This is a genomic window from Pseudomonas boreofloridensis (assembly GCF_030580795.1).
Taxonomy (GTDB): Bacteria; Pseudomonadota; Gammaproteobacteria; order Pseudomonadales; family Pseudomonadaceae; genus Aquipseudomonas; species Aquipseudomonas boreofloridensis.
Map to the genome: position 1 here is coordinate 1 of NZ_JAUQOQ010000004.1, position 14011 is coordinate 14011.

A 14011-nucleotide genomic window follows, 5' to 3' on the forward strand; every position below is an offset into this window, starting at 1 on the left:
GTGGAAGGTATGTTTGCCGATGTCGATGCCGATCAGGGTCACGTTGCTCATGATGACGGTCTCCGAAGTAAAAACACCCTACGAAAGCGTACGCCTCGTAGGGTGCCGGGGTGACCATCTCATTAAGGGGGTCGCCGTAAAGGCGAAAAGGTGACTAAGCCTCACCAAAGCCAACGGATATTCACTCAAACCCAAAACCCAAAACCCAAACTAAGGCCTAGACCCAATCGCCTTCTCAATAGCCCCAACAAACGCCGGATCATCCGGTTTAGTCAGACTGGAAAACTGCCCAATCACCTTCCCCCGACGATCCACCACATACTTATAGAAATTCCACTTCGGCGCACTACTCTGCCTGGCCAACTCAGCAAATAACGGAATGGCATCATCCCCCCGCACCGCCTGAGTCTTGGTCATGGTAAAGGTCACGCCATAGTTGGCATAACACACCTTGGCCGTTTTCTCGCTATCAGCGTCTTCCTGTTTGAAATCATTGGAGGGCACTCCCAGCATTTCCAAACCCTGTTCATGATAGGCCTTATAGGTCGCCTCCAATCCTTCGAACTGCGGAGCGAACCCGCAATAGCTGGCCGTATTGATCACCACCAGCGGTTTGCCCGCATAGCGCTGGCAAAGATCCACCTGCCCCTTGCCCCGCAATTCCGGCAGGCTACCCTGCAACAACGCTGGACAGTCGGCCGCCCAACTGGAGGCGACAGCCGTAAAGGCCAAGGGCACTGCAAGCCAGCGAAGGCGCATAGTCTGATACTCCTGCAAGACGTTTCGTTAACCTAGCAGGTTAGCGCCTAACAGACTCCCATGCCCAATTGCATGAGCGCCAGTCCCCCGCGCTGCCAGCCCCACCACGCCAACGCCAGTAACAACAGGGCTCCCGCTGCTAGCCAGCCACGCAAGCCACAGCGCCTCACGCCGCAGCCTCCTGCAGACGCGCGACCGGCCGCTCGCGCACCGGCCAATTGAGCGCCGCCGCCAGCACACTGAGCAGGATGGAAATCTGCCAGACCACGTCGTAGCTGCCCGTGCGGTCGTACACCACACCCCCCATCCAGCCTCCCAGGAATGCCCCTAGTTGATGGAACAGGAACACGATGCCACCGAGCATGGACAAGTTGCGGACCCCAAACACAGTCGCCACGGTGCCATTGGTCAGCGGCACCGTCGACAGCCACAGCAATCCCATGGCAATACCGAATAGGTAAGCGCTGAACGTAGTCACCGGCGCCAACAGGAACAACCCGATGACCACGGCCCTGAGCAGATAAAGACTGGTCAGCAGACGCGGCTTGGACAGCCGCCCGCCGAGCCAACCGGCCGTGTAGGTGCCGACGATATTGAACAGCCCGACCAGCGCCAGCACCGTAGTCCCGGTACTTGCCGGCAGATGCTGGTCGACCAGATAGGCCGGCAGATGAACGCCGATGAACACCACCTGGAACCCGCAGACGAAGAAGCCCAGCGCCAGTAGCCAGAAGCCCGAATGCGAGCAGGCCTCGCGCAGTGCCTGACCCAAAGTCTGTTCGCCATCCAGGCGAGGCAGCGGACGGTCACGCAGCATACTGACCAAGGGCACGATCAACGCCACCAGCAAACCCAGCACCAGCAGCGCCGCCGACCAGCCCAACCATTGGATCAGGCCAAGCGTGCCGGGCAGCATGACGAACTGACCGAACGATCCCGCCGCGCTGGCGATGCCCATGGCCAGACTGCGCTGCTGAGGGGCTACCGCGCGGCCCACCACGCCCAGGATCACCGAGAACGAGGTGCCCGAAAGACCGATACCGATCAGCAGCCCAGCGCTGAGCGACAACGACCACAGCGAGTCGGCCATACCCATCAGCACCAGCCCCAGGGCATAGAGAATGCCACCGACGATCACCACGCGCGCCGCGCCCAGGCGGTCGGCCAAGGCACCGGCTAAAGGCTGGGCCAAGCCCCAGATCAGGTTCTGCAAGGCAATGGCGAAGGCGAAGACTTCACGGCCCCAGCCGAAGTCGGTGCTCATCGGCGCCAGGAACAAACCGAAACCGTGGCGCACGCCAAGCGACAGCGCCAGGATCAACGCAGCGCCAAGCAGCACCCAGCCACTGGTTCGCCAGAGGGAAGTCATTGTTGTTATCTCCAGGCATCACGAAAGGCGGGCGCCCAGGTCTAGTGCCGATTCGTCGAGGTCATCGTGCGCCGCGCTGTGCAGCCCAACGACACAACGTGAGCGCCCTGTATCAGCCTCAAGCGTTTATACCGACTGATCGGGGCGTGCAAGCGTTTTCTATTGGGGGCCTGGGCCCAGGCGCTGCAGGATCGGCTGGAACAATGGCCCCGGGTGTCGCGATAACGGGTCCGGCTTACCCTCCTCGACTGCCTGCCAGTAACGCCACGAAACTTTGTCCGTACCCAGCTCGTAGTCCATTCCATCCCAGGCATCTTCGCGAAAGGCATAAAACGCCCAATGCAGGCGATAGCGATCGAGCGCCGCCAGCACGTCCTCCAGGTAAGCGCCACAGCCCGCCAAGCGGCGCATGCAGCCAAACTCGCCCACCACCAGTCGTGATATCGGCAATTCATGCTGCTGCGCCCAGCGTACGGGCTGCTGAAGGTAGTCGGCTACGCGTTGCTTGTCCCAGCGCTCGGTCCCCGCAGCGAAGGGTACGGTGCCCGGATACGCGTATGCACGATCGCCTGTGATACTCGGCGCGTACGTGGCCACGTAAGGTTCGTACATGTGCACGCTGTACAGCACCCGGCTATCTGCCAACGGCGTGGGCCAATAGCCAAAAGCGTCGGCCGCCGCGTACCAGCCAGCGTCGACCATCACCGGTGTCTTGTCGTCCACGGTGCGGATAGCCTCCAAGAGCATGGCCGACAACGCGGGCAGATCCCTGGCACTGCCTTGGACTTGGTCATACCAGCGCTGCATGTCAGCCAGCGCGGCATGCTCGGCCAGACCGCCGCGCTTTTCAGGGGCTGGTTCATTGACCAGATTGAATGCAGCCACCGCTGGATGATCCTTCAGCGCCTTGGCCAGATCGCGCCAAAAAGCCGCGGATTGCTCCCAGTAGCGCTTGTCCTGCCATAGACGATCGTCAAATTGGTTCTGGTTGTTCTGCGCCCAGCGCATGCCCGGCAACGACAGGGGCGCGATGACCACCTTCAGGCCCGAGCGATGCGCACGATCCAGCACCGCTACCAAGGTCTGCAGATCGGCCTGAGTCAAACCCGCGTATTCATCGGCATCTCCCAGCAGGAAATCCCTTCCTGCGGGCTGCCACTTGTCATAGGACAATCGCACCCAGGACGCACCGTAGCCCTTCAAGGCGTCGAAATAGGCTTGATCCGGCGGCAGTCGATTGAAGCTGTTGGCGCCGTGGCGCGGTTCGTCCCAGAACGCGATCAGATCGGCGGCCAACGCCGGAAGCGGGGTCAGGGCCAGCAAGCTGGCGAGCAGTCGGTCACGCATGGCGGGTGTCCTGATGAGTCGAAGAGCACCGAGCCTAGCCTCGCTAATCACGGGAAGTATCTGCTATGCATGAAGGGCGATTCCGAACTGACGCCTCCAGACCGATCAGCCCGCCAGCGCCAAACCGACTACGACGGCCAACTCGATCAACTCCAGCAGAGCCCCAGCGGTATCGCCCGTGGTGCCGCCCAGACGCCGGCACATCTGCCGACGCAGCCCGACGAACACCAGCAGCGCCAACAGGGCCACTCCTATCGCCGTCCAGCCACCAAGCACTACACAGACGGCCACGCTTCCCGCTAGCACTCCGCGCGCCTCGCGCCGAGGCAGGTGTTCCGCCAAGGCCGCCCCCAGACCGCCAGCCCGCACATAAGGCGTGCACAGGAACAGCCCGAGCAAGGCCGTGCGCCCCAGGATCGGCGCCAGCATCAGCCAGGCACCCGCTCCCCGCTCGACCAGCACCCACAGGGCACAGAACTTGAGCAGCAGCACCAGCATCAGTGTGACCACAGCGATCGGCCCGCTGCGCGGATCCTTCATGATCTGCAAGGTGCGCTCGCGATCGCCGAAGCCGCCCAGCCAGGCGTCGGCGCTGTCGGCCAGACCATCGAGGTGCAGCGCGCCGCTGAGCAGCACCCAGAGCGCTAGCAGCAAGGCAGCCTGCAGCGGCGCCGGCGTGCTGTGCAACAACGCGCTGGCCGCCCACAGCAACACGCCGAACAACGCCCCGACTGCAGGGTAGAACAGCAGCGAACGTCCCATCTGCCGCGGCTCGGGCATGCCCGCCAGCGTCACCGGCAGGCTGCTCAAAAACTGCAAGGCAATCCAGAACGGCAGCATCACGCCCGCTCCGTCAACTGGCCATCGGCCGCCACGTCCAGACGCCGCAACGCTCCGTGCCCCACCTCGACCTGCAGCAGGTGCTCGCGTGGCAAGCCACGCGCGCGCGCCAACAACAGGCGCATGACGCCGCCATGGGTCACCAGCAGCACACGCTGACCCGCATATCGACGCACCAACTGATCGACGCTGCGCTGCACGCGCTCGGCGAAATGGCTGACCGGCTCACCGCCGGGCGGGGTGCAGCCGTAGGGATCGGCCCAGAAACGCCCGAGCAGATCGGCTTCGGTCTGCATGATCTGCGCCGCGCTGCGCCCCTCCCACTCGCCGAAATGCAATTCGCGCACTCCCGCCTCCACCTGCACCGGCAGCGCCAGGCGCTCGCCCAGTTCCTCGGCGAAGCGTGCGCAGCGCTGCAAGGGCGAGCTGACCAGCACGTCCCAGGGACCACCCTCGCTCACCGCAGCGCGCATCTGCGCCCAGCCCTGGGCGGTCAGGGCATCGTCCAGGCTGCCCCGCAGCCCACCACCGCATTCGGTTTCGCCATGGCGCAGCAGGTCGAGGATCATGCCGGGCGATCCGCCACGGCCGCTTCGGCGAAAGTCGCCATCTGCCCGTGCAGCGCGCATGCCAGACGCATCAGCGGCACCGCCAGCGCCGCACCGCTGCCTTCACCCAGGCGCAGACCGAGGGCCAGCAGCGGCTGGGCCTGCAGTGCTTCGAGCACGGCGCGGTGGCCTGGCTCCGCGCCCTGGTGGGCGAACAGCAGCCATGGCTGGCATTGCGGGTTGAGGCGCACGGCCAGCAGCGCGGCGACACTGCAGATGAAGCCGTCCACCAGCACCGCCACGCCCTGCTGGGCACAGGCCAGATAGGCTCCAGTCAATGCCGCGATCTCGAAGCCGCCGACGCAGGCCAAGACACGCAACGGCTCATCGCCAGACAGCGCATGCAGCGCCAGCGCGCGCTGGATCACCTCGGCTTTGTGTTGCACGCCTGCGCTGTCCAAGCCTGTACCCGGACCGCTCAACAGGTTGGCCGCGCAGCCCAGCAAGGCGCTGGCCACGGCTGCCGCGGCCGTGGTGTTGCCGATGCCCATCTCACCACCGATGAACAACTGGGCGCCCTGCTTGGCGGCGCGCAGGGCGCTGTCGCGGCCAGCGCCTAATGCCGCCTGCAATTGCGCCTCGCTCATCGCCGGCTGGCGGGCGAAGTTGGCCGTGCCAGCGCCCAGGCGCAGGTGATGCACGCCCGGTAGGTGCAGGGTGGGATCGACAGTACCTAGGTCGATCACCTCCAGCGTCGCGCGCAGTTCGCGCGCCAGTACGCTGATCGCCGCGCCTCCACCGACGAAGTTACGCAGCATCTGCCCGGTCACGGCTTGTGGATAGGCGGAGGTGCCCTCCTCCACCACACCATGGTCACCGGCGAAGAGGCTGATTGCCACGTGTTCCAGGCTCGGCCGCTCGCAGCCTTGCAGACCGGCCAGGGTGACCGCCAAGGTTTCCAGTTGGCCCAGCGAGCCGGCCGGCTTGGTCAATTGCTGCTGACGGGCGCGCGCCTGCTCCATGGCGTCAGGGTCGAGGGGTTGGCAGGCTTCGAGCCACCAGGAGGAAGTCATAGGGCAGGTCCTTTAAGCGTGAGAGGAAGGCCAGCGACCGTGAGCACGACACGCTCGCAGCGCTCGGCCACGGCCTGGTGCAGCCAGCCGGCCAGGTCGACGTAACGACGAGTCAGCTCGCCCATGGGCACTACGCCCAAGCCGCTTTCGTTGCTGACCAGAATCAACGTGCCCGGCAGGCTGGCGAGGCCATCGAGCAGGGCGTCGCGCTCCTGGGCCAGGCGCTGGGCATCGTCGAGCATCAGCAGATTGGTCAACCACAGGGTCAGGCAGTCCACCAGCAAACAGCGCCCTTCGGCCGCCTCGGCGCGCAACACCTGCGCCAGCGCCAAAGGCTCCTCGATCAGCCCCCAGTCGGCCGGGCGACGCTCGCGGTGCAGGCGCACGCGCTCGTTCATCTCACCGTCCAGCGGCTCGCTGGTGGCGATGTAGGTGACCGGCAGGCCGCTGGCCACGGCCAGTTGTTCGGCCAGGCGACTCTTGCCCGAGCGGGCACCGCCGAGAATCAGGTTACGCATGTCAGGCGACTCCACACAGTGCACGCAGATGCGCAGTATCCAAATGCTGTTCGACCAGGTCGGCCAGACGCTCGATGTCGCGCTCGCGCAAGGCGTGGTAGTCGACGCGCTCGACCGCCTCGAGCCCGGCCCAGCGCAGCAACGCCGCGCACGAATCGCTGCCCTCGAACAGGCCATGCAGGTAGGTGGCCAGTATCTGTCCGTCCGCACTCAGGGCACCGTCGGCGCGGCCATCGGCCAGCCGTAGTGCAGGCTGCTCCAGCGCCGGGCCCTGGGTGACGCCGGCATGGATCTCGTAGCCGCTCACCGCCGCCTGCTCCAGGCTCAGCACGCCGCTGACGTTGCGCAACTGCTTGTCGGCTTCCAGCACCGTCGCGTAGTCGAACAAACCCAGGCCTTCGCTGCTCCCGGCCGGACCTTCCAGGCCCAGCGGATCGTGCACGTGCCGGCCGAGCATCTGCAAACCGCCACAGATGCCGATCAGCTTGCCGCCGTAGCGCAAATGACGGGCGATGGCGCGCTCCCAGCCACACGCACGCAACTGGGCGAGGTCGCCACGTACGCTCTTGGAGCCGGGCAGGATGATCAGGTCGGCCGGCGGAATCGGTTGGCCGGGGCCGATGAACTGCACGTCCACCTGCGGGTGCAGGCGCAACGGGTCGAAGTCGGTGTGATTGCTGATGCGCGGCAGCACCGGCACGATCACCTTGAGCAGCCGATCGCCCTTGGTCGACTGGCGTCGATCGATGCCGTCCTCGGCTTCCAAGTGCAGGTCGGTGACGTAGGGCAACACCCCCAGTACCGGCTTGCCGGTGCGCTTCTCCAACCAGTCCAGCCCCGGCTGCAACAAGGCGATGTCACCGCGAAAGCGGTTGATGACGAACCCCTTCACCCGCGCCTGCTCGCTCGGAGAAAGCAGTTCCAAGGTGCCGACCAAATGGGCGAAGACCCCGCCGCGGTTGATGTCGGCGACCAGAATCACCGGGCAGTCCACCGCCTCGGCGAAGCCCATGTTGGCGATGTCGCCGGCCCGCAGGTTGATCTCGGCCGGCGAGCCGGCACCTTCGACCATCACCACGGGATAGGCCGCACTCAGGCGTTGGTGCGAAGCCAGTACCGCTTGCAGAGCGATGGCTTTGTAGTCGTGGTAGGCGACCGCGTTCATGCTGGTCACCGCGCGGCCATGGACGATCACCTGCGCGCCGGTATCGCTGTTGGGCTTGAGCAGCACCGGATTCATGTCGGTGTGCGGCGCCAGGTTGCAGGCCTGGGCCTGCACCGCCTGGGCCCGGCCGATCTCGCCGCCGTCGGCGGTCACGGCGCTGTTGAGGGCCATGTTCTGTGGCTTGAAGGGCACCACGGCGACGCCCTGGCGCAGCAGCCAGCGGCACAGCGCGGTGACTAACGTGCTCTTGCCAGCATCGGAAGTGGTGCCTTGCACCATGAGGGTCGTCATGCCGATTCCTTGTGATAAGCCTGCAAGGCCTGACGCAGGCGCTGTTCGTCCGCCGCATCGGCAGGCAAGCCGAAGCGCAGCGCCGAGGGCGTCTCGAACAGGCGCACGAGAATACCGCGACGGGCGAGGAAGTCCTGCAACTGCGCGGCGCATGGATGGCGCAGGTACTGGAACAGGTCGCAACCGCCGCTGACCGGCAACGCGCAGCCCTCGAGCAGCGTGGCGAGTCGCGCGCTGGCCTGAGCACAGCGCTCGATCTGCGCCCGTTGCTGCTCGACGTCGTCCAGGCAGGCCTGGCCGACGATACGGGCCGGGCCACTGACCGTCCACGGCCCCAACGCGTGGGCCAGTGCTTGCAGCAGCGGTGCTTCGGCCATCACGAAACCCAGCCGCACACCGGCCAGGCCGAAGAATTTGCCGAACGAGCGCAACACGATCAGCCCGGCGCGCCCGGCCTGATCGACCACGCTGAGGGCCGGCGTGTTGTCCATGAACGCTTCGTCCACCACCAGCCAACCGCCGCGCCGGGCCAGACGCGCATGCCAGTCGAGCAACTGCTCGCGCGACACACAGCGTCCGGTCGGGTTGTTGGGGTTGACCAGCACCAGCACATCGAGGCTGTCCAGGGCGTCCTCGACCTGGGTTTCGTCGAGCTCCAGCAGGCGATGTCCGGCCTGGCGCCAAGCCTGTGTATGCTCCGCGTAACAGGGCCAGAGCACGCCGACCCGACCTCGCGGGCGCAGTTGCGGCAGCGCCTGGATCGCCGCCTGCGAACCGGCCACGGCAAGCAGTTGCGCCACGTCGTAGTAGCTGCGCGCCGCCTGCTCCAAGCCGTCCTCGACTTCGGGCAGCCGCGCCCAGGCCTGCGCCGGGACTTCAGGAATGGGGAATGACCACGGCGCGATGCCGCTGGACAGGTCGAGCCAGTCCTGACGCGCGATGCCGTATTCGCGTACCGCGCGCAACAAACGTCCACCGTGTTCAAGCATACAGCCAGGCTCCCAGGCAGATCACCAGCAACCACAGCCAGACACCGCGCTGCACCAAGCTCCAGCCACGCTCGATGGCGTCGGCGTCGGCCGCCAGCCCTTCGCCCAGCCGCGCACGGTCGTGCAGCTCGCCGTGATACACCGCCGGGCCACCCAACTCGACACCCAGGGCGCCGGCGCCGGCGGCCATCACCGGGCCGGCATTGGGGCTGTCCCAGTGCGGCGCCTGGTTGCGCCAGCAGCGCAGCGCCAGACGGGTCTTGCCGAGCAGCGCGTAGGTCAGCGCCACCAAACGAGCGGGCACATAGTTCAGGACATCGTCGATGCGCGCCGCCGCCCAGCCAAAGCGCTCGAAGCGCGCCGTGCGGTAGCCCCACATAGCATCCAGGGTATTGCTCAGGCGATACAGCACCACACCGGGCGCACCGGCCACGACGAACCAGAACAGCGCGGCGAACACCGCATCACTACCATTTTCCAGCACCGATTCGGTGGCGGCGCGGGCCACGGCGGGAGCATCCAGCTCGGCGGTTTCCCGGCTGACCAGGTAGCCCACGCGCCGCCGCGCTTCGTCCAGGTCACCCTGGCGCAGGGCCTGGGCCACTGGCAGCACGTGCTCGCCCAGGCTGCGCATGCCCAGCGCGCAGTACAATGCCAAGGCTTCCACCAGCCAGCCGATGACCGGCAGCCAGGACAGGATCAGCGCCAGCAGGGTCAGCGGCACCACCGCCAGGAACCAGGCGCTGACCCCGTGGCTGCGCCACCCCCGTCCGCCGGCGTTCAGGCGCTGCTCCAAACGGGCGGCGAAGTTGCCGAAGGCCACCAATGGATGGCGTCGCTGCGGCTCGCCCAGCAGCGCGTCCAGCGCGACGCCCGCCACGGTCAGCAAGGCAATGCTCATGCCGGCGTCCCCCACTGGTTCTCGTAGAGCATCTCGCTCAACGGGCGTTCGTGGGCCCAGTCCTCCAGCACCAGCATCGGCGCCTCGTAGAACTGCGCCACCGGGCCTAGGCACAGCACGGCCACCGGCTGGGCACCGGCCGGCATGCCCAGCAGTTCGGCCAGCGCCTGCGGGTCGAACAGCGACACCCAGCCCATGCCCAGCCCCTCGGCGCGGGCGGCCAGCCACAGGTTCTGGATGGCGCAGGCGATCGAGGCCAAGTCCATTTCCGGCAGCGTGCGACGGCCAAAGATGTGCGGCTCACGCTGATCCATCAAGGCCGCGACCAGCACTTCAGCGCACTCGCCGATGCCCTCGACCTTGAGCTTCATGAAGTCGTCGGAGCGCTCGCCGAGCGCCTCTGCGGTGAGCACTCGCTCCTGCTCGACCAGTGCCTGGATGCGCGCGCGGAGCGTGGGCTGGCTGATGCGGATGAAACGCCACGGCTGCATCAGACCGACACTGGGTGCCTGATGCGCGGCCGCCAATAGCCGGGCGAGCAGCGTCGGCGCCACCTCGCCGCCGATGAAGTGACGCATGTCGCGACGCTCGCCAATGACGCGATAGACCGCCGCGCGCTCGGCCGCACTGAAGGCATGTGGGTTCATGGTCGCAACAGCGCCGCCGCCGCCTCTGGATTGGAAGGAAAATAGAAGTGCACGTAAGAGGCCGTCAGCCGGCCCTGTCGATAGACTGCTTCGTTGCCGCGTCCACCGTTGGGACTCTGGCCCCGGGCGATGGGAACCAGGTCGGTGCTGGTCAGCGAGTGATGGTAGGTGTGGCCACGCAGCGCACCCTCGGGCAACTCGACCGTCTGCAGCGCCAGTGCGGCCAGACGCTTCTGCATCACCGCTTCGCCTGGCAGCAGGCCGAGCAGCTCGGCGCGCTCGCCGGACACGTCGGTCAAGGTCTCGAGTAGATAAAGCATGCCACCACATTCGGCGAGCAACGGCTTGCCCTGCGCATGATGCGCACGGATCGCCTGGCACATCGGCGTGTTGGCTGCCAGGGCAAGGTGATGGAGCTCGGGGTAGCCACCTGGCAGATACAGACTGTCGACCATCGGCAACTGGCTATCATGCAGCGGCGAAAAGAACACCAGTTCGGCGCCCTGTTCGCGCAGTAAATCGAGGTTGGCGCCATAGAGGAAGGCGAAAGCCTCGTCGCGGGCCACGCCGATGCGCACGCCGGCCAGGCTGGCCTGCCGCCGCTGGGCCGGCGGTTCGACGAAACTCACCGGTGGCGGCAGGGCTGCATCGCAACTGGCGCCCAGCGCCTCGGCAGCGGCATCCAGGCGTGCGTCCAGGTCGTTCAGCTCGCTGGCCTGGACCAGCCCCAGATGACGGCTGGGCAGCTCGATGCCGCGCTCGCGGGAAAGCCCACCGTACCAACGCAGGCCTTCGGTCAGGCTGCCTTCGAGCAGTTGCGCATGACGCAGGCTGCCTACGCGGTTGGCCAACACGCCGGCAAACGGCAGGTCGGGCTGATAGCGCGCCAGGCCCAAGGCCAGGGCGCCAAAGGTCTGGGCCATGGCAGTGCCGTCGATCACCGCCAGCACCGGCACGCCGAAATGTCGCGCCAGATCGGCGCTCGAGGGCGTGCCGTCGAACAGGCCCATCACACCTTCGATCAGGATCAGGTCGGCCTCGGCAGCCGCCTCCCACAACAGGCGACGGCTTTCGGCCTCGCCGATCATCCACATGTCCAACTGATATACCGGCGCGCCGCTGGCCCGCTCGTGGATCATAGGATCAAGAAAGTCAGGCCCGCACTTGAAAACTCGCACCCGGCGTCCAAGGTTGCGGTGCAGACGCGCCAGGGCGGCGGTGACGGTGGTCTTGCCCTGGCCGGAGGCAGGGGCTGCGATCAGCACCGCCGGGCATTGCCGAGTGCCTGGGGTCACAGCTCGACGCCCTTTTGCGCGCGGATTCCTGCCTGGAAGGCGTGCTTGAGCATACCCATCTCGGTGACGGTATCGGCCAGTTCGATCATTTCCGGCTTGGCGCCGCGGCCGGTGACGATGACATGCTGCATCGGTGGCCGTGCCTGGATATCGGACAGGACCTGATCCAGCTCCAGATAGCCGTGCTTGAGGGCGATGTTGAGTTCATCGAGCACCACGAACTGCACGCCAGGGTCTTGCAGCAGCGCGCGTGACACCTCCCAGGCGGCTTCGGCGGCAGCGATGTCACGCTGACGGTCCTGGGTTTCCCAAGTGAAGCCCTCACCCATCACGTGATAACGCACCTGCTCGGGGAACCGCCGGAAGAACAGCTCTTCGCCGGTGCTGTTACGGCCCTTGATGAACTGCACCACACCGCACTGCATGCCGTGGCCCATGGCGCGGGCGAGCATACCGAACGCCGAGCTGCTCTTGCCCTTGCCGTTGCCGGTGAGCACCAACAGCAGGCCGCATTCGTTGGGGGAGTTGGCGATGCGTTCGTCGATCACCGCCTTCTTGCGCTGCATGCGCGCCAGGTGGCGTTCGTCGCGTTCGGGGGATTCGCTCATGTGGGTACTCCGCAAGCTGTCGACGCGCCGGTCGGGCACTCGCGGGTGGGCACCAGGCAGCGACAGGTAATCAAGGCAGGCAGGCGCAGACGGGAGCACGCAATGGCCGCGGACAGACCACGGGACCGCGCGCATCACCCTCCGTGATGCCGTTGGCAGTGACAGGCCGGTCTCCGGGCTCATGAGTTGGGCTCTGGCCCGAAACCGCGCGCCTTCCCGGACTCTGCCCAGTGGCCATGCGCGGCCTTGACTCACCTACCGTTGCGGGGGCAGCGCCGGACTCGCGCCCTGCGGCGCCCACCGGCTTCCCAGTTTCACTCTGCCGGAGGCTGTCCGCAGAGCACCTGAAACACGCGGCGAAGGTTAGAGGGTTGCACCGGGAGCGTCAATTGAACACGGATGGCGAACGAGTCTTCAGGGCGCTTGTCTGAAGAACAAGGCAGTGATATCACATAGCCATCAATCGGCTGAACGCGATCATAAATAAAAGGAGAACGCGTCATGCAAGGCTTGATCATCCACAACCCGCACCTGGAGTTCCTGCGACCGGTATTCGAGCGCTGGGTCGAATGCATCGACCGCTTCAATCAGATCCACGGTGAAAGCGACGCCCCCTACTGGCATGGCGCCCAGGCCAATGCCGGCCTGCTGGCCGCTGCCGCCTGGCAGGCCGAGCGTGTCGCGCTGCAGCAGTATCAGGGCAAGAAACAACGTGACGAAGGTGACCGCGAGGGACGTTGCGACCTGTGCATCGCCGATGCCGAACAATCCCTGCATTTGATTACCGCGCAGCGTTGGCCAAAGATCGCCCGACTGGACCTCGCCACCGCCCTGCAAGAAACCGCCGCACTGGCGCGCCTGTCGGTCTACCCCAGCCAGTTCAAGGCGGGGGCTCTGTTCATCAGTCCGTGGAAGGCCGGCCAGCATGCCAGCCCGGAAGAGTTGCAGGACATGGTCGACGACCTGAGCAAGCACACGGCCTGCGCCATCGCCTGGTACTTCCCTTACGCTTATCGCAAGCTGCACAACGAAGCAGGGCAGTATCACCCGGGTGTGGCGGTGTTGATCAAGCAGGCGTGAAGCACTAGGGGCCGGTCAGCGGCCCCACGTCCGCCCGCTAGGGATTCTGTGCCAGATGGCCCGAGGGATTGAGCACTCGTTTGGCCTGAAGGTAGGCCCTGGACCAGTAGCTGTTGGACAGGTAGTCCAGGCGCACGGTGCCACCGCTGGACGGCGCATGCACGAACCGCCCCTCGCCCACATAGATGCCGGCATGGCTCACCCGGGAACCGCCCGCGGTGGCGAAGAACACCAGATCGCCCGACTGCAGCGCGTTGATGTTCACCGTCGGCGCGCGCATGACGATCATCTCGCGGGTCGAACGCGGCAGGCTGATGTTTGCCGCATCGCGATACACATAGCCGATCAGACCACTGCAATCGAAGCCCGAGTCCGGGGTATTGCCGCCCCAGCGGTAGGGCGTGCCGACCAGGCCGATGGCACGGATCAGCACATCGTCGGCCACTGGCGAAGAGGACGGTTGATCGACGAAGACCACCGGCGGCTTGACGGCGGGTGGCGGAGTGGGGGCACGGCTGGAACAGGCGGCGAGCAGGGCCACCATCGAGAGGAATGCGAAGCGCGTCATGATCGCCATGGGT

Annotated in this window: 15 protein-coding genes and 1 riboswitch; of the genes, 1 reads left to right on the plus strand and 14 read right to left on the minus strand. The window is 65.9% G+C overall.

Features of this window, described 5'->3' with window-relative positions:
• Nucleotides 1-210 precede the first annotated feature (210 nt).
• The 13 genes from Q6A47_RS05885 to cobO form a co-directional block, all read right to left on the minus strand.
• Nucleotides 211-759 (minus strand): glutathione peroxidase, encoded by a 549-nt coding sequence (locus Q6A47_RS05885; RefSeq protein ID WP_304483523.1) that lies wholly within the window; start codon nt 757-759, stop codon nt 211-213.
• Between the two features lie 166 nt (nt 760-925).
• A complete protein-coding gene (locus tag Q6A47_RS05890) occupies nt 926-2128 on the minus strand; it encodes an MFS transporter (RefSeq protein ID WP_304483524.1) in 1203 nt (400 codons plus the stop codon).
• 159 nt (nt 2129-2287) lie between these two features.
• A complete protein-coding gene (locus tag Q6A47_RS05895; RefSeq protein ID WP_304483525.1) occupies nt 2288-3475 on the minus strand; it encodes a glycoside hydrolase family 5 protein in 1188 nt (395 codons plus the stop codon).
• Between the two features lie 105 nt (nt 3476-3580).
• A complete protein-coding gene (locus Q6A47_RS05900; protein WP_304483526.1) occupies nt 3581-4315 on the minus strand; it encodes an adenosylcobinamide-GDP ribazoletransferase in 735 nt (244 codons plus the stop codon).
• On the minus strand, nt 4315-4884 hold the full coding sequence (gene cobC / locus Q6A47_RS05905; protein ID WP_116888747.1) for an alpha-ribazole phosphatase family protein: 570 nt from the start codon (nt 4882-4884) through the stop codon (nt 4315-4317). Before cobC ends, Q6A47_RS05900 begins: the two co-directional genes overlap by 1 nt.
• Nucleotides 4881-5936, minus strand: a complete 1056-nt coding sequence (cobT, locus tag Q6A47_RS05910) for a nicotinate-nucleotide--dimethylbenzimidazole phosphoribosyltransferase (protein WP_304483527.1) — start codon at nt 5934-5936, stop codon at nt 4881-4883. Before cobT ends, cobC begins: the two co-directional genes overlap by 4 nt.
• Nucleotides 5933-6454 (minus strand): bifunctional adenosylcobinamide kinase/adenosylcobinamide-phosphate guanylyltransferase, encoded by a 522-nt coding sequence (cobU, locus tag Q6A47_RS05915; RefSeq protein ID WP_029611855.1) that lies wholly within the window; start codon nt 6452-6454, stop codon nt 5933-5935. Before cobU ends, cobT begins: the two co-directional genes overlap by 4 nt.
• 1 nt (nt 6455) lies before the next feature.
• A complete protein-coding gene (locus tag Q6A47_RS05920; RefSeq protein ID WP_304483528.1) occupies nt 6456-7910 on the minus strand; it encodes a cobyric acid synthase in 1455 nt (484 codons plus the stop codon).
• Nucleotides 7907-8899: a threonine-phosphate decarboxylase CobD gene (gene cobD, locus Q6A47_RS05925; RefSeq protein WP_304483529.1), complete on the minus strand. Its 993-nt coding sequence runs from the start codon at nt 8897-8899 to the stop codon at nt 7907-7909. The genes Q6A47_RS05920 and cobD overlap by 4 nt, the downstream gene beginning before the upstream one ends.
• A complete protein-coding gene (gene cbiB / locus Q6A47_RS05930; protein WP_304483531.1) occupies nt 8892-9800 on the minus strand; it encodes an adenosylcobinamide-phosphate synthase CbiB in 909 nt (302 codons plus the stop codon). Before cbiB ends, cobD begins: the two co-directional genes overlap by 8 nt.
• Nucleotides 9797-10447 carry a 5,6-dimethylbenzimidazole synthase gene (bluB, locus tag Q6A47_RS05935; RefSeq protein ID WP_116888755.1) on the minus strand — a complete coding sequence of 217 codons (651 nt, stop codon included), beginning with the start codon at nt 10445-10447 and terminating at the stop codon, nt 9797-9799. The genes cbiB and bluB overlap by 4 nt, the downstream gene beginning before the upstream one ends.
• Nucleotides 10444-11742 carry a cobyrinic acid a,c-diamide synthase CobB gene (locus Q6A47_RS05940; RefSeq protein ID WP_304483533.1) on the minus strand — a complete coding sequence of 433 codons (1299 nt, stop codon included), beginning with the start codon at nt 11740-11742 and terminating at the stop codon, nt 10444-10446. The genes bluB and Q6A47_RS05940 overlap by 4 nt, the downstream gene beginning before the upstream one ends.
• A complete protein-coding gene (cobO, locus tag Q6A47_RS05945) occupies nt 11739-12350 on the minus strand; it encodes a cob(I)yrinic acid a,c-diamide adenosyltransferase (RefSeq protein ID WP_029611860.1) in 612 nt (203 codons plus the stop codon). Before cobO ends, Q6A47_RS05940 begins: the two co-directional genes overlap by 4 nt.
• 147 nt (nt 12351-12497) lie before the next feature.
• Nucleotides 12498-12713: riboswitch (cobalamin riboswitch) on the minus strand.
• Between the two features lie 138 nt (nt 12714-12851).
• Between cobO and Q6A47_RS05950 the strand changes: the two genes are divergently transcribed.
• Complete coding sequence (locus Q6A47_RS05950; protein ID WP_304483535.1) at nt 12852-13430, plus strand: hypothetical protein; 579 nt, start codon at nt 12852-12854, stop codon at nt 13428-13430.
• A gap of 37 nt (nt 13431-13467) precedes the next feature.
• Here the strand turns inward: Q6A47_RS05950 and Q6A47_RS05955 are convergent, their stop codons facing one another.
• On the minus strand, nt 13468-14007 hold the full coding sequence (locus tag Q6A47_RS05955) for a C40 family peptidase (protein ID WP_304483537.1): 540 nt from the start codon (nt 14005-14007) through the stop codon (nt 13468-13470).
• Nucleotides 14008-14011: the final 4 nt, after the last annotated feature.

What these genes read in the sequence shown, in the direction of transcription:
- Q6A47_RS05950 (WP_304483535.1), top strand. Translation starts at nt 12,852, where the DNA reads ATGCAAGGCTTGATCATCCACAACCCGCACCTGGAGTTCCTGCGACCG.
- cobO (WP_029611860.1), bottom strand. Translation starts at nt 12,350, where the DNA reads ATGAGCGAATCCCCCGAACGCGACGAACGCCACCTGGCGCGCATGCAG.
- Q6A47_RS05900 (WP_304483526.1), bottom strand. Translation starts at nt 4,315, where the DNA reads ATGCTGCCGTTCTGGATTGCCTTGCAGTTTTTGAGCAGCCTGCCGGTG.
- cobC (WP_116888747.1), bottom strand. Translation starts at nt 4,884, where the DNA reads ATGATCCTCGACCTGCTGCGCCATGGCGAAACCGAATGCGGTGGTGGG.
- bluB (WP_116888755.1), bottom strand. Translation starts at nt 10,447, where the DNA reads ATGAACCCACATGCCTTCAGTGCGGCCGAGCGCGCGGCGGTCTATCGC.
- Q6A47_RS05885 (WP_304483523.1), bottom strand. Translation starts at nt 759, where the DNA reads ATGCGCCTTCGCTGGCTTGCAGTGCCCTTGGCCTTTACGGCTGTCGCC.
- Q6A47_RS05955 (WP_304483537.1), bottom strand. Translation starts at nt 14,007, where the DNA reads ATGGCGATCATGACGCGCTTCGCATTCCTCTCGATGGTGGCCCTGCTC.
- cobT (WP_304483527.1), bottom strand. Translation starts at nt 5,936, where the DNA reads ATGACTTCCTCCTGGTGGCTCGAAGCCTGCCAACCCCTCGACCCTGAC.
- cobU (WP_029611855.1), bottom strand. Translation starts at nt 6,454, where the DNA reads ATGCGTAACCTGATTCTCGGCGGTGCCCGCTCGGGCAAGAGTCGCCTG.
- Q6A47_RS05890 (WP_304483524.1), bottom strand. Translation starts at nt 2,128, where the DNA reads ATGACTTCCCTCTGGCGAACCAGTGGCTGGGTGCTGCTTGGCGCTGCG.
- cobD (WP_304483529.1), bottom strand. Translation starts at nt 8,899, where the DNA reads ATGCTTGAACACGGTGGACGTTTGTTGCGCGCGGTACGCGAATACGGC.
- cbiB (WP_304483531.1), bottom strand. Translation starts at nt 9,800, where the DNA reads ATGAGCATTGCCTTGCTGACCGTGGCGGGCGTCGCGCTGGACGCGCTG.
- Q6A47_RS05920 (WP_304483528.1), bottom strand. Translation starts at nt 7,910, where the DNA reads ATGACGACCCTCATGGTGCAAGGCACCACTTCCGATGCTGGCAAGAGC.
- Q6A47_RS05895 (WP_304483525.1), bottom strand. Translation starts at nt 3,475, where the DNA reads ATGCGTGACCGACTGCTCGCCAGCTTGCTGGCCCTGACCCCGCTTCCG.